The organism is Alteromonas sp. W12, from assembly GCF_001924945.1.
Classification (GTDB): domain Bacteria; phylum Pseudomonadota; class Gammaproteobacteria; order Enterobacterales; family Alteromonadaceae; genus Alteromonas; species Alteromonas macleodii.
Window position 1 is genome coordinate 623,051 of record NZ_LQXH01000007.1, and the last position, 15,144, is coordinate 638,194.

Genomic DNA, 15,144 nt, shown 5'->3' on the forward strand with positions numbered 1-15,144 from the left:
AATTAGCGCTAAATTTCACGCGTTAAACGTTTAAGTTAATGATATAGTCAAAGGGTAGTCAGAGCGCACGCTTGCTACCCTTTTTTGTTTTTAAATCTGGGTAGTTAGTTTCGTGAAAAGAGCTAAAAATAATGAATAAAACAAAACTTACCCTAAAAGATGTTGCTGAACAGTTGGGCGTTTCAACGGCAACCATTTCAAATGCATTTAACCGCCCGGACCAATTATCAAAAGCGAAGCGCGAAGAGATTTTAGTGCAGTGCAAAAAGATTGGTTACAGCGGCCCCAATAAAGCAGCACAGATCCTCAGAAAGGGCACATCAAATATTGTGGCTTTAGTATTAGCCGACAGCATTTCATATATGGTGAGTGACCCCGTCGCGAGTACTTTTATTAAAGGTGTTTCTTCTGCGCTTCAAGAAAATGGCAAGCATTTGTTACTGTACGCGGGCGACTCTGACAGCATTCTTGATGTTGTAGATTTTGTTGATGGTTTTATCTGTTACGGACAACCGCGCAACAGTAACTTGGTAGCGGAGTTGGCAGTGTCGCCAAAACCTGTGGTCACCGTTGACTTTGATATCGAAGACAAGCCATCTATTAATATTGATAACGAAGAGGCGGCCTATCGCGTTGCGTCTCATGCGTTAAATGAAGGTGACAATGTGGCAATCTTTGGGCTTCGCCTGATTGACTCGCCTTCTACATGTCGTATTTACGATAGTCCGTTGATTGACGTAGACAGCTCAATTGCTCACCGTCGACTTGATGGTTATTTAAGGGCCGCTGAAGAAAAGAACATCACGGTAAGCAATGAGCGTATTTGGCACCTTCCAGAAAGTGACAGACACTTTGCAAGACAGGCAGCCAAAGAAGTACTGACCAGCTCTCCAAGACCTAATGTGGTTTTGTGTATGAGTGACATTATAGCCCTTGAGCTACTTCACTTAGCCTTGGATATGAATATTAAGGTACCGGAAGAGCTGAAAATTACAGGGTTTGATGGTATTGGGGAAGCCGAGCGCGCGCGCCCGCGTCTTACTACAGTTTGCCAATCCAGCAGTGGCAAAGGCGTAGAAGCAACAAAAGCACTGCTTAATCAAGTAACAGCAAAGAGTACGCTGCCTTTTGAATTGCAAGTCGGCGAGACGGTATAGGCTGAGCCAAGAGGTTCAGCCCGCGTTAAATAAGGTAGATTGCTTATCAAAGTTTAACGAGCAGCGATTAAAAAATGCGGCAAGTTTCTTTTCTTCAAAAAGATCGCCGCTTTCCTTCAAAGAAGCGGGCTGATTGAGTGCCGGTGGCGGGAATACACCATAGCCAGACAACAAACAGTGCCACGACGTAGTGCTGAAATGTCGACCAATACCTTGGCGCTTTATTTCCTCAACAATATCCCCTTTTCTGTACCACACATCTAGTAAACTAAGCAGTGATTCGGACAGCTTCATGTTAGCTCTGTTGTCTCTCCAATAGTCACTGTCGTTGCGCCCGTTTAGCTTGTAATGACACACGATATAATCTCGGACGCGTTCAAAGCGCTCTGAAACTTCCTGATTAAACGCCTGTCTCTGTTGAGCACTATTTTCGTTGAAAGAATAGTTGTCCGCGAAAAGCTCGATGCTCGTTTGAACTAGGTGTAGTGCCGTTGCTTCTAAAGGTTCAATAAACCCTTGCGACAAGCCTAGTGCAAGACAATTCTTCTCCCAATGCCTTTCACATTGACCTACACGCATAGACAAGTGCTTTGCTTCAACATCGGTATTTTCCATCCCCAATGCGCGTCGCAATTCACATTCTGCAGCGTCTTTCTCTTGGTACTGCTGACTATACACATACCCGTTTCCCGTGCGGTTACGAAGCGGTATCTGCCAACGCCAACCGTTCGACATGGCAACCGATTCGGTTTCAACCGGTAAATTAGCGCATGAAGGGGTAGGCAACACAACGGCCGAGTCATTGAATAGGTTGTCACTAAAGTCCCTAAACGGTACGCCTAGCGTCTTTTGTAAAAGGAGCCCTGAAAACCCTGTGCAATCTATGAACAGGTCTCCATCAAGTTTTTGTCCGTCTTGACAGACGAGACGTGAAATGTCGCCAGATGGTGAGGTATGCACCGATTCAATATTACCAACAACGTGATATACGCCTTTTGATTTAGCGCGCTCGCGTAAGAATCGTCCAAGTTTTAGAGAGTCAAAGTGGTAGCCGTATTCTATATCGAATGGAAAATTATGTGAGGGAAGTGGAGCAAGGTTTTTCTTTGCCAAATACCCAGCCATAAGAAACTTATCAGGTCGAGTTTCAACATCGAGGCCCAGTCTTCTGGTTAAGGCGTTAACGTGAAATGCCCGTTCACTAAAAACATCTAACTGGCTAATAAAGGGGTGAGAGTAGCTGTGTGAATTATTGCCATTCCAGCCCGTGAACTTGATATTAACTTTATACGTTGCTTGGCACTCTTCCATCCAATCATACTCAGGAATATCAAGAGTTTGGAAGAAACGCTTGAGAGTCGGTGTCGAGCCTTCGCCTACGCCTATTGTGCCAATGTCTTCTGATTCTATGAGTGTGATGGTCACAGCTTGATTAGCCCAGCGGTGAGCTAAAAGGTTGGCAGCCATCCAACCTGCTGTGCCGCCTCCAGCAATAACAATTCGGTGTGGTGTTGTCATTAAAGGCTCTGCAATAAAAGAAGGGTAAAATTAAACAGTATCAGAGTTGCGCATTACTGCCACACTTTACATGGCAGTAATGCTAGGCACGTATCCACTATCTAAAGATGCGTGCCATTATTTTCGTACGTTCAAAAGGGATAGTCCCTTTTAATAGAACGAATAGTTGAGGTTTAGCATATAAGAAGGACCAAACTCGCGGCGGAGCGTAACAATGCCCGCATCATCAATGGTTTCTTCTTTCTCATCAGTCAGGTTGACGCCTTGTAACGATACTCTTAGCCCTTCCAAGTACTCAATTCCGCTATCTGCAAAATCGTAGCTAATTTGAGCATCGACTTGGGTAACGGCGTTACGAGTTGCTGGCTCAATTTTGTTTGAACCTCCACGCTGATATGTGAGGAACTCAGAACGATCGGTTGCCGCAACCCTAATCTCAAAGCCGTTCATCTCATAGTACGCTGTAATGCTGTACGTATTGTCTGATTGGCCTGGAATGGCTGTGCCATCTTCAAGCTCCGCATCTAGGATTGTCGCAGAAGCGGCAATACCAAATCCATCCAGAGAGTCAGTGAGCATTCTCAAAGGAACATTGGCCGTTAGCTCAACCCCTTTCATTTCACCTTTTAGGCCATCTTCGAAGAATGAATAGAAGCCTTGGTCTGGCGGAGTTACTAAATCGCCCACTTCGTAAGGCGTGTCTTGCGGGCCGTAGTTACCCGCAACGTCCACTATCCTGTCATGGAATCCAGGGATGAAGTAGTTAGCACCGTCATTGGTTACGTCATTCGTGAAATCAATAAGCTGGTTGCCGTCGCGGGTCCAATTAACCAGATCTTTATAGAAAAGCGCAATTGAGACATAACCTTCTTCATCGAAGTAGTTTTCAAATGAAATGTCAAAGTTATTGGCTTCTAACGGACGAAGGGTGGGGTTACCCGTAAATTTAGACCAAGGCGACCCGAACTCTCTCACCGCCGCCTCAGAATTCTCTGTAGCAATCAGCTCAATATTTTGATCAAACTTAACAAAGCCCGATGCTTTCATTTGGTCGATACGCGCTCGACTAATGGTTTTCGATGCCGCCAAGCGCAGGTAGCGATTCTCATTAAGTTCGACACTTACGTTCAGGCTAGGTAGGAAGTGAGAGTAATCATCGCCATCGGTAATAATACAGTCCGCATCAACCACTTGGTTGCCATCGTCGTCACACACGGCAAAGTTCGGGCCTACAATACCAATGAAACCCGTTGAGCTTTGGTCCGTTTGTACATATTGTGCACCCACGTTACCTTTTACATTGAAACCTTGAACTTCAGTCTCAAAGTCTAGCTGGGCGTATAGTGTAGTTACTTCTTCATCAATGGTGTAGGTATCACCTAAACGATCAGGTTCTAGAAGCCCTGCATCATTAAGCGTATATTCACCATCGTTATAAGGGGCAAAGCCGTCGTAGGCTACAACGTAACCCATGCCAGCCCAGGTTAAGTCAGCTAAGCCGTTGTACAGATACTGCTCAGGGATCGCTTCAGAAAATGGATAAGATGATGCGGTTGCGAAGAAACCTTTGTTATCTTTTGCTTTGTATCGGTCGCTATAGTTTACGCCAGCCGTAAAAGTGTTGAAGATTCCCCAATCTACATAACCAACTGCCTCAAAACGTATTGTGGTCAGCTCTTCTTCAAAATCAGCAAAGTTCAGGAAGCCATCTTGGGCGTTGAAATAGCTGTAAGGTTGACCATTTGCCTGTAAAACATCGGTGGTAAACTGATCGGCAATGTTAGCCATACCGCCCCCCCAAACTTGAGGACCCGCAAGCTGTAACATGGTGGGATCAGAGAATGCATCAAGGCCGCTACTGCCGGTAAAGTAAATACCATCAGTGCTCATTTCGAATTGACGTGAACCTAATTGCCCTTCGCCGAGCGCACCAGAACGCGCTAAACCAGCGTATGATTCACCACGCAAGTCACGTTTGTTCGACTCACTGTCTGCCACGTCTAAAGTAAGAGACCACTCATCGGTTATGTCGTATTTGATATTTAAACCGAAGGTTTGAAGCTCGCCATCTTTTTGCGCGGGATCTGTACGCAGTACTGGATTCGCGTTAACTTGCGTGCCCGAGTTGTTAATGCCTGTACCGCTTACATTTGCCGCAGCGAAGGGTTCGATGAAACCGCGAATAACACCTGAGTCGGAATAATCAATATCTAGCGCATCAAAAACAATGTCTAGTCTATCGGTGGGACGCCATTGAAGAATGGCTGAAATCGTGTCGCGTTCTAGCACGCGACTAATGGCCTGAGTGTCTAAACCAAACGGAAGCACTTGGCCATCATCGTTCTCACCATAACCCCAAACACCGTATTTTCTCTCGTTTCTGGGGGACTCCGTTGATGCAATGGCAAGTGCGAGACCTACCGTGTCATCTGCAAATTTTTCTACAAAGGAAAGGGCAAAACGGTTGCCGCTATTGTCGAACTCTGGATTATCTGAATCGTTGCCACCAAGTTCGTAGACCCCAGTGACGGTAAGGGTTTCCTGGGCTGCTAGAGGGCGTACTGTCTGTAAGTCAACCGTGCCGCCTATGCCTTGGACAATAAGCGACGCGTCAGAGGTTTTGTAAATAGTGGCGCCTGTCATGATTTCAGCAGGGTATAAGTCGTACTCTACGCCACGGTTATCGCCAATCCCGATAAGCTCTCGTCCGTTCAGCGAGGTGCCGGTAAAGTCTTCTTTGAAGCCACGTACCGAAATACCAGACGTTCGTCCGCCTACGCGCTCACCTGATAGGCCCGGCAAGCGGGCAAGTGATTCTGCGATTGAAGAGTCTGGAAGCTTACCAATGTCTTCTGCGGAAATGGCTTCAACAATGGAATCGTTGTCCATTTTCACCGCTTGGGCGCGCATTAAAGAGCCTCGAATACCCGAAACTTGAATAATTTCTACTTGTTCGTCGTCTGGTGTGTCTTGTGCTACTACTGAACCGCTGTTAAGGGCGGCGGTAATTGAAATAGCGATTAACGCAGGTTTAAACGTACTGGTGTGCTTCATGAGTCATACCTTGCTGAGTGTGTTAAACAAAGGTTTTATTATTTACAACGTTTTAACAATAGTAGTTGTTTTACTCATACGCAAGTGTTTTCTTAATTGTTTAAGAAAAGTGTTTTCAAATACAGGTCATAAACGGCTATTCGTGGCTAGAAAGAATGCTTAATGCTTTTTCTTACTTCCTCTAGATAGTACCGAGAAAGTTTGGATAACGCCGATTGAAATCTGGCAAAGAGCAGAAGGGGGAGTGGCAAATTTTTTAGAGAATGAGAAGCGGACAATAAATGCTATAGCCCGCAACAGATATGAGGTTCAGTGACCGCTTATTTTAGTTAGGTTACTTGACGTTGGGATTTAGTCCCAAACCAGTTCTTTAAAGTGCTTGCGACACATTGATTCATAGGTGTCGTTGCCGCCAATTTGTACTTGATCACCATTTTTTACTGCATTGCCATTTTCGTCTAAACGCACCACGAAACTTGCTTTTTTGCCGCAATGGCAAACGGTTTTTAGTTCAGATAGTTTATCTGCCCAAGCCAGTAAATAGTGACTGCCTTCAAAGGTTTCACCTAAAAAGTCGGTACGCAGGCCGTAGGCTAGTACCGGCACATCAAGTTCATCAACTACGTCCACTAGCTGCTTTACTTGTGCCTTTGTTAAGAACTGTGCTTCGTCAATAAAAATGCAGTCGGGCTTTAACGCTTCGCAGTCTTTGCTTATTGAGGCAAACAAATCATCGCCTTTTGCGTATAGCTTGGCATCTGCTTGTAAGCCGATACGAGAAGTGACTTTCCCAACGCCGTATCGATCATCTAGCGCTGCGGTATAAATCACCGAATGCATACCGCGTTCACGGTAGTTATAAGCTGATTGGAGGAGTGATGTAGACTTCCCTGCGTTCATTGCAGAGTAATAAAAATAAAGTTGAGCCATGGTTATTAGTAGTTTTCGTTATACCAAGAAATAAGGTCGTTGGCGTTCATTGGTCTAGCGAAGTAAAAGCCTTGCAAATAGTCGGTTCCAAGCTGGGACAAATGTTGCCTTTGCTGCTCAGTTTCGATGCCCTCTGCAATGGTTTTACAGCCAAACTCTTTAGCCATTAAAAGTGTTGCTCTTATTATGGTATCACTCTCTTCAGAGCTATTCTGTATAAAAGAGCGGTCAATTTTAATAAAATTGAATGGCATAGATTGAAGACGGTTTAAAGATGAATAACCTGTACCAAAGTCATCAATTGATATTTTGACATCACGGGCTACGAGTTCGCTCACTCGTTTAGTCACTAGATCTTTATCAATAGCGAATACGCTTTCAGTTATTTCTAGATAGAGGCGTTCTGGTGAAATTTTAGTTGTGCTGAGGGCATTGTCTAAAACTTTAAAGAAGCTGTCATCGAGCAGCTGCGCGACTGATACATTTATCGACATTGCGAGGCCGGGTTTGAACTGCCAATGTGAAAGGTCGATAAGCGCTCTATTTAATACCCACGCACCTATTTCAGGCATTAGCCCGCTGCGCTCTGCAAGGGGGATAAACACCGCAGGAGAGATGTTTTCTCCGTCGCAGTTCCACCGTAAAAGCGCTTCTACTGACGACAAGGAGTTTGTCGTGACGTCAATGATAGGTTGATAAAAAACAGTAAACTCACTATTTTCAATGGCTAATCTTAAGCGTTCACAAAGGCGCTGCTCTCGCTTTATTTCGTTGTGCAACGTTTCGTTAAATACGCCAATAGAGCCTCTTTGCTTACGCTTTTGATCATACATAGTCAGGTCGGCCTGTTGAATTAAATCAACAGCGCTGTCGCCATGGACGGGGAACATTGCGATGCCGATAGTGGCGTCTAACGTTACCTGATTGTCGTTCGCAATAATGGGAATAGTGACGCCACTGCGCATAGCGTGTGCTACGGCCTTTGCGGTATCAACATTAGCATAAGGAATTACGGCGACGAATTCGTCTCCTCCCCATCTTCCTAGGTGATTTTCTTCCGTATAGTTACGAAGTCTGTTGGCAATTTCTGCAAGGACAATATCGCCGACTTTATGTCCTAAACTGTCGTTAACTTGCTTGAATCCGTCTAAGTCGATAAATAGAAGGGCGAGCGAGTTATCAAGGGCACGTGTTGTGTCTATCAAATTGTTGAGATGCTTGAGAAAGCCATTGCGATTAAGCAAATTTGTCAGTGGATCTCTGTTAGACAACCGATATAAATCCGCCGTTCTTCTTTCCACTTCCGCTTCAAGGTTGGCGTTAGATGCATCGAGCTTTTCGTTTGAAGCTATGAGTAGTTTGTTTACTTTAACTGTTTCACTACGCTCAATACGCATCTGTTCCATCAAACTATTATTCTTAGCTTTAAGGTGTAACGTACTGATGAAAAAGCGATGGTAGCGAAAAGCACTGGCGAAAATACCAAACCAGAAAACCAAGCCAAGCACACCTAAAATAAAAAATTTCCCGCTAGCATCTATTAACGCACATAACGACATAGGTACAAGAAGAGCAGTAGAGTAGAACCCGACGAGTTTTATGTTAGGAGACAGGACGGTTCCAGCTCCGCCAGACATCGCTGCGAGTACAACCATAGTCGCTGCTAGTTCGACAGTTGCCATGGATGAATAGAAAAGCACAGAGTAAAGCGCCCAAATACAACCCGTAACATAAAGCCCGGTCGAAAACCGAATCAAAGCAGGGCGCGGGTTATAAGCTTTTCCTGCCAAATTAGTGCGCCAATATAATGCATCAATTAGCCTCAGAAGTGAGACGCACACCATTACTCCCCAAATCTGTAGTTTATTTGCAAATGTTGAAGGGGAGTCGCTTTCAAAGAAAAATACCAGACCAGAAAAGGCAAATATCGTCATCAAGAAGCCGACAAAGCTATTGCCAATTAGCATGTCGGTGGTGTCTCGTTCTATTTCAGTTTGTGATATCGATTCTTGATACGTGTTCAACCGGATAAAGCCTTAATTTCATTGTGATTCAAATTGAATGCGTTACTTCAAAAGCAAATTTAGTCGTACAGAATAGAGCGAAGCGTTCAAACTTAAGTGCACTAAATGATTGTAGTATAGGCTGAATATAATACATATGACGGGGGCATTTTAAAATTCGACTAAAGCAACCCGCTTTTGTTTATATATGTTTTTTCACAGTTCTTTCTGAATACCTGAAAGTGTAGTGTTCTTAATCGATATTGCTTTTTATTTCTTATCTGCGATGTGAACCGCTGAATATAGCTAAAACTTTAGTATATAAAAGTTAAATAAGGCGCTGCGCAAGAGTAAAAACTCTTCACAGGATGTTTACAATGTTGTTCCTTTGTTATAAATTCTTAATCGATTAAGTTTGAATTGTGTTGCCGCCTCCCTACGTTAAAGGGGCAGAGGCTACCTTGGATTTAACAAATTCAACACATTGCCGGAGAAAAAATGAACAAAAATCACACACTCAACGCTTTGACCCTAGCGATTTGCGCCGCTTTTTCGGGCTCAGTTATCGCGCAGGAATCATCAACAGCTGATGCTGACGCAAAGTCGAAAGAAAAATTCGAACAGATTGTGGTTACCGCTGCACCGGGTGGTGCAACAATGCAAGAAGCTAGTGTTTCTGTAAGTGCATTCGATGAAGACGATATTCTTAAACTAGCTCCTCGTTCTACCGCTGAGGTATTTCGCGCATTACCCGGTATTCGTGCCGAGTCTTCAGGCGGTGGCGGTAACGCAAATATTACTATTCGCGGTATTCCACTTGCGACGGGTGGTTCTAAATTCTTGCAAATCCATGAAGACGGTTTACCTGTTTTAGAATATGGTGATATTAACTTTGGCAATGCCGATAACTTTTTACGCTACGACTGGTCAGTAGCGAATGTGGAAGCAGTGCGCGGTGGTTCAGCGTCAACATTCGCCAGTAACTCGCCAGGCGGTGTTATTAACTTGATCAGTAACACGGGCGAAGTAGGTGGCGGTGCCATTGGAACGTCATTTGGCGTCGATTACGAAGAGTTTCGTTTAGATTTTCGCTATGGCGGTGAAATTAGCGACGACCTTTACTACCACATTGCTGGCTTTGCCCGTGGTGGAGAGGGCCCGCGAGAAACGGGATACAATGGCGACCAAGGCGGTCAGGTTAAGTTCAATATCACTAAGATGCTAGATAACGGTCACATCCGTTTCTTCTATAAAAATCTTGATGACAAAGTATCAACATACCTTCCTTCTCCGGTATTGGTGAAAGGCGATGGTGAATATGGCCCGGTACCTGGTTACGATGCCAGCTCACAGGCATTAAACTCAGCTTACAACACAAACATTTCTACTTTTGACAGCTATGGTAACCCAGAGAATCGCGACGTCCGCGATGGCATCGAATCAAAAGTAAACTCATTTGGCGTTGAAGTTGACCTCGAAGTGGCCGAAAACTTGTTCTTATTAAACAAGTTCCGTATTTCAGATATCTCAGGTGGTTTTATTGCCCCATTTACTGATGGATTTCCAGCGGGCCCTGGCGATGTATCGAATTTCGCTTCTGCACTTTGTGCCGGCGCTACAGACGGTGACGGAAATGCGCTCAATTGCGACAGCACAAGTGTTGTGCTCGCGAACGGACCTGGCGCTGGTGAAGTGTACACAGGACAAGCATTTACAAACCTTCAGTTCGACACAAGAATCAACGATCTGGGTAACATGATCAACGATTTCAGCTTGCGTAAAGAATTTGATAACGGTATCGACCTCACAGTAGGTTATTACTACTCAAACCAGGACATCGCCACAAGCTGGTCAAGCTGGCAGACATTTATACAAACTCTAGACGGTGACAATTCACAGCTTCTAACAATTACAGATGGCGATGGCGTGGAACTTGTTTCAAACGGTTTATTGTCACCAAGCTTCCTTTCGTGGGAGTGGGACTTAAACTATGTAACAAAAGCGCCGTACATGAACGTTGGTTTTGAATTGTCAGATAACATTTTTATTGATGCATCGGTACGTCATGACACGACCGAAGCTTCAGGTGAACTCATCAGCTCATGTTGCGGAGGAAATGCCGACTTCGACCTAAACGGTAACGGAACTATTGAGCAAATTGAAGATGCTTCAGCAATCAACAGCGGCTTCATTAGCGGTGGTGTTATCAACTTAAATCGCGCCGGTGCGTCTTCTCAAATTGTTGATTACAGTGCAAATAATACGTCTTATTCAATCGGTGGTTCGTACCTGCTAAGCGCCAGTCAGACATTTTTTGCCCGTTACTCAAAAGGTGGCCGTGCTATTGCCGATCGTTTACTGCAGATTGGCGGTACATTGAATACAGACGGCAGCTTAACAAGCACAACATCGGGTTACGATACAACGAAGCAATTCGAGGTAGGTTACAAATACGGTACGAAAGACCTCATGGTTAACGCAACCTTGTTTGATACTGTTACTGAAGATACGCAAGCAGAGGTAACCAGTGGTTTAACCTTTATGCGCGAATATAAAGCAACAGGTTTAGAGCTTGAAGGCCGCTGGACAGCAACTGATAATTTCGTGCTATCCGGTAACTTAACGTGGACAGACGCTGAAATCAGTAAAGATGTAAACAATCCTGCACTTGAAGGAAATACTCCACGCCGCCAAGCAGATTGGATTTGGACTATTACCCCTGAGTACGTTACTAATACATGGTCTGTTGGTGCCTCACTACAAGGCTCGACAGAGTACTATGTTCAGGACAATAATGACCTTAAACAAGAGGGTTATAACCTTGTAAACTTGTTTGCCACTTATTGGGTGAACGACCAATTTTCTGTTTCGCTTAATGTGAATAACGCCACTGATGAATTTATCATCACTGAGTCAGAAGAAGGTTCAGCAGAGGTTGGTAGTTACATCAGAGCACGTCCATTGAACGGCCGTACTACAGTGCTGTCGCTTAAATATATGTTCGACTAACGAGCAAATATCTGGTGCGAAGGTACTAGTTATTGTTCATTTAACGCCCGCAATTGATGCGGGCGTTTTTTATTTATTCACTCTCCGCGGTTTTGAGCAATTGAAGCTGCTTCGTGATTGCTGCAGAAAGTTGGTCAATTAAATGGCTATGTTTCTTATGAATAACGTGTACCAATTCGTGTTCCACTAGAGGTATATACTCAATTCCAGATTGTTCGAAAATGGCTTCTTCAGAATAGTCACTCGGTAAAATAGCGTAGTCAAATCGCCCGTTGAGCAGTAAATTTATGACGTGGTGAAAGTCATCAAATTCAAAGATGTTGGCATTTAACTCGCCAGGTTTGGCGTGCATATTGAAGAAAAATCGGGTAGTAACGGCTATTGCCTTATCTGGTTGTTGAATTATGCTTTTATTGCACTCAGCTCCTCGTATACACAATAGAAATGATGCACCATGAGACAGTGCTGGAGGAACAATTACAATGTTATTGTCAGGCTGAGACACTACGTCATAGCGAATAATATCTGCATCTGTCATTCCTTCATTCAACAGCCGTAAGCCTCTTTCCCCACCCACTTTTTCGAATGTAACCTCAATGCCGATATCTTGGTACGCACGTGCTATTAGGGGTTTATAGAAGCTACTTACTCGAGGATGAGTTAGTTCTCCAATGACGAAGTTAGTATCATCGTGCTGGGCAGTGGCGTTTGAATTGAATAGCAGCGACGAGATAAAGAGAATAAAAAATGTTGAAACGGTTTGAATGCCAATAAAGCGCATCGTTTTCACTTTACAAATCCTTGTTTAAGAAAACCACGATAAGCTAAGGGTAGAGTACGAACGAAACAATAGAAAGGTAATTTAACGGGCAAATAAAAAGCCCCATCTCAAGGATGGGGCTTTGTTAATCAAGTTACTGCAATAATGACAGTTTACGCAGCGTTTTGACCGCCATCAATCGCTTTAAGCGTTTGAGACGCTGGAACAAGTTCCATATCGAACGTGTATTCGTCTACACGAACTGCTAGCTTGCGTTTTTCGTTATAGTCGTGAAGCTTAGCAGCTTCATCAGCCGTTACTACGCCTTTTTCTTGAAGCTTGTTAAGTGCATGTTCAAAAGAAATGAACGGCACTACAGGCTCTTTGCGAAGTGCTTTTTGCACTTTGCCAAGAAGGTGCGCTACCGCGTGCTTCGCTTTGAACGCTTGCTCGTTGATGTCGTTGCCATCTCCAGGCGTAACGCGAACAAGGTGAGTAAGCTGCTCTTTCACGCTGTTGTCTTGCATAGACGCGATAGAAAGCTCACGCACTAGGTCATCGCTGATACCCGCAACACTGTTGGTGTAGGTATTTGTAAGAAGACGCATTAGACCACGTGTCGCCGTGTTCGGGAAATTGTTGATAAAGTTAACAATTGCCTGATCCGCTTGTTGTAAAGACCACTGCATTGCGTATTCGAAATACGGTAGCGCGAGTTTTCTGTCTTCAATGCGCTGCTCGTAGAAACGAATTGCCGCCATTGCACCGTATAGGTAGCTCATTACGTCACCTAGACGTGCTGATAAAAGCTCAGCTTTCTTAAGGTCACCGCCTAGTACTGCAAGTGACAAGTCAGCAAGTGGAGCTAGCTTTGCAGAGATGCTGTTAACACGCTTCTCATACTTGCGAACTTCTGGTAAAGCAGACTCGCTCTCGCGTAGGAAAGGAAGGTAGCCTTTACCTAGGCTGCGGAATGCATTTTTAACGCTGAAGCCAACTGTTTTACGAAGTACTTTGTTGAACTCTGCATCCGCAGAACTTTCGTTGCTGTGGATTAGGTCAACCATGTCTTTCAAGTACGGGTGACAACGCATTGCACCTTGGCCAAAGATCATCAGGTTACGGGTAAGAATGTTTGCACCTTCTACCGTAATAGCAATAGGAAGCGCAGCATAGCCGCCCGCTAACGTATTCTGAGGACCGCGTTGAATCGCTTTACCTGCCTGGATGTCCATAGCAGAGTTCATCACATCACGACCTAGTTCAGTCATGTGATACTTAGCAATAGCGGTTACTACTGATGGCTTCACGCCTAAGCCTAGACCTTCAGTTGTAAGAACACGCATCGCTTCAAGTAAGAACGTCTTACCCGCGATGTCTGCCATTTTCTCTTGAATACCTTCAAAGCGACCAATTGGAAGACCAAACTGCTCACGTACGAATGAATACTCAACCGTGCCTTTAAATGCTGATTGTGCAGTTGCTACGCCCATTGCTGGAAGTGAAATACCACGACCTGCACCTAGACAGCTAACTAGCATCTGCCAACCACGACCAATGTTCTTTTGACCACCAATGATGAAGTCCATAGGAATGAACACATCTTGACCACGAGTAGTACCGTTGTAGAAACGCACACCCATTGGGTCGTGACGGTTACCAAGTTCAACACCTGGGTGAGACTTAGGTAGAAGGGCACAGGTAATGCCAAGCTCTAGTTTGTCGCCAAGTAGTTGGTCTGGATCGAATACTTTAAACGCAAGACCTAGTACGGTCGCAATTGGTGCAAGCGTAATATAGCGCTTGTCCCAGCTTACGCGTAAACCAAGCACTTCTTCACCGTTGAATTCGCCTTTAGTCACGATAGCCGCGTCAGGAATAGCACCAGCGTCAGAACCTGCTTCAGGGCTGGTAAGCGCGAAGCACGGAATATCGCGACCGTCTGCTAGACGAGGTAACCAGTAATCTTGCTGCTCGGTCGTACCGTAGTGCATAAGAAGCTCGCCTGGACCTAATGAGTTAGGAACCATTACGGTTACTGCAATTGCACCGCTTTTCGCTGCGATAGTGGCAACGATTGTAGAGTTTGCATACGGACTGAACTCAAGACCACCAAATTTCTTTGGAATGATCATAGAGAAGAAGCGGTTCTTACCTAGGAAGTCTAAAACGTCCTGAGGAATGTGCTTGCCGTTGCCTAATTCAAAATCATCGATCATGTTCAGCAACTCGGTTACTGGACCGTCCATGAATGCTTGTTCTTCTGCGCTCAGTTTTGCCTGAGGGATATCGCGTAGCGCCTGCATGTCAGGCTTACCCTGATAAATAGAAGATTCAATCCACACGTCGCCTGCATCTAAGGCTTCTTGCTCTGTGATTGAAATTGGGGGTAATACTTTCTTTAAGCTAGTTCTGATACTCATAATAACTCATCCGCTCATCTGACCAGTTGTTTAGGTTAATACTACACCTAATTTAAAAAAGATCAAATTTTGTAAAAATTATCAAATAATCATGTGGTTATGTAAACTGTCTGCGTCTTTTTTATACGAAAGTGTGATGTAAGGGATTAACATTGCTGATATTTAATGGTCAAAAAACGCTCTGGTTGTTGTGTCACCTTGATGTAGAACCACTATACCTGCGGTAACACGCCGCGATTACGAACATTTTACTTCTCGCTGTGTGGGAAATTATCTATGCGGACTGGTAT

General features: G+C 44.6%; 8 protein-coding genes. 2 read left to right on the forward strand and 6 right to left on the reverse strand.

Annotated features, from left to right (window positions below; translation table 11 throughout):
* The first annotated feature begins 131 nt into the window (after window positions 1–131).
* Complete coding sequence (locus tag AWH61_RS10265) at window positions 132–1,157, forward strand: LacI family DNA-binding transcriptional regulator (protein ID WP_075176998.1); 1,026 nt, start codon at window positions 132–134, stop codon at window positions 1,155–1,157.
* 15 nt (window positions 1,158–1,172) lie between these two features.
* Here the strand turns inward: AWH61_RS10265 and AWH61_RS10270 are convergent, their stop codons facing one another.
* The 4 genes from AWH61_RS10270 to AWH61_RS10285 form a co-directional block, all read right to left on the reverse strand.
* Complete coding sequence (locus AWH61_RS10270) at window positions 1,173–2,675, reverse strand: tryptophan halogenase family protein (RefSeq protein WP_075176999.1); 1,503 nt, start codon at window positions 2,673–2,675, stop codon at window positions 1,173–1,175.
* Between the two features lie 150 nt (window positions 2,676–2,825).
* Window positions 2,826–5,729: a TonB-dependent receptor gene (locus tag AWH61_RS10275; RefSeq protein ID WP_014977109.1), complete on the reverse strand. Its 2,904-nt coding sequence runs from the start codon at window positions 5,727–5,729 to the stop codon at window positions 2,826–2,828.
* Window positions 5,730–6,080: 351 nt separating this feature from the next.
* Complete coding sequence (locus AWH61_RS10280; RefSeq protein ID WP_014950261.1) at window positions 6,081–6,659, reverse strand: thymidine kinase; 579 nt, start codon at window positions 6,657–6,659, stop codon at window positions 6,081–6,083.
* Between the two features lie 5 nt (window positions 6,660–6,664).
* On the reverse strand, window positions 6,665–8,683 hold the full coding sequence (locus AWH61_RS10285) for a putative bifunctional diguanylate cyclase/phosphodiesterase (RefSeq protein WP_075177000.1): 2,019 nt from the start codon (window positions 8,681–8,683) through the stop codon (window positions 6,665–6,667).
* A 477-nt stretch (window positions 8,684–9,160) separates the two neighbouring features.
* Here AWH61_RS10285 and AWH61_RS10290 point away from each other — a divergent pair, with 477 nt between their 5' ends.
* Window positions 9,161–11,671 carry a TonB-dependent receptor gene (locus AWH61_RS10290; RefSeq protein WP_075177001.1) on the forward strand — a complete coding sequence of 837 codons (2,511 nt, stop codon included), beginning with the start codon at window positions 9,161–9,163 and terminating at the stop codon, window positions 11,669–11,671.
* A 73-nt stretch (window positions 11,672–11,744) separates the two neighbouring features.
* Here the strand turns inward: AWH61_RS10290 and AWH61_RS10295 are convergent, their stop codons facing one another.
* Together AWH61_RS10295 and AWH61_RS10300 are read right to left on the reverse strand one after the other, a co-directional pair.
* Window positions 11,745–12,452, reverse strand: coding sequence for a transporter substrate-binding domain-containing protein (locus AWH61_RS10295; protein WP_249922642.1), 708 nt, complete (start codon window positions 12,450–12,452; stop codon window positions 11,745–11,747).
* Between the two features lie 152 nt (window positions 12,453–12,604).
* Complete coding sequence (locus AWH61_RS10300) at window positions 12,605–14,854, reverse strand: acyl-CoA dehydrogenase (RefSeq protein WP_014950257.1); 2,250 nt, start codon at window positions 14,852–14,854, stop codon at window positions 12,605–12,607.
* Window positions 14,855–15,144: the final 290 nt, after the last annotated feature.

Excerpts from the sequence above, each read along its gene's own strand:
- AWH61_RS10290 (WP_075177001.1), top strand. The coding sequence starts at position 9,161 with ATGAACAAAAATCACACACTCAACGCTTTGACCCTAGCGATTTGCGCC.
- AWH61_RS10270 (WP_075176999.1), bottom strand. The coding sequence starts at position 2,675 with ATGACAACACCACACCGAATTGTTATTGCTGGAGGCGGCACAGCAGGT.
- AWH61_RS10280 (WP_014950261.1), bottom strand. The coding sequence starts at position 6,659 with ATGGCTCAACTTTATTTTTATTACTCTGCAATGAACGCAGGGAAGTCT.
- AWH61_RS10295 (WP_249922642.1), bottom strand. The coding sequence starts at position 12,452 with ATGCGCTTTATTGGCATTCAAACCGTTTCAACATTTTTTATTCTCTTT.
- AWH61_RS10275 (WP_014977109.1), bottom strand. The coding sequence starts at position 5,729 with ATGAAGCACACCAGTACGTTTAAACCTGCGTTAATCGCTATTTCAATT.
- AWH61_RS10265 (WP_075176998.1), top strand. The coding sequence starts at position 132 with ATGAATAAAACAAAACTTACCCTAAAAGATGTTGCTGAACAGTTGGGC.
- AWH61_RS10300 (WP_014950257.1), bottom strand. The coding sequence starts at position 14,854 with ATGAGTATCAGAACTAGCTTAAAGAAAGTATTACCCCCAATTTCAATC.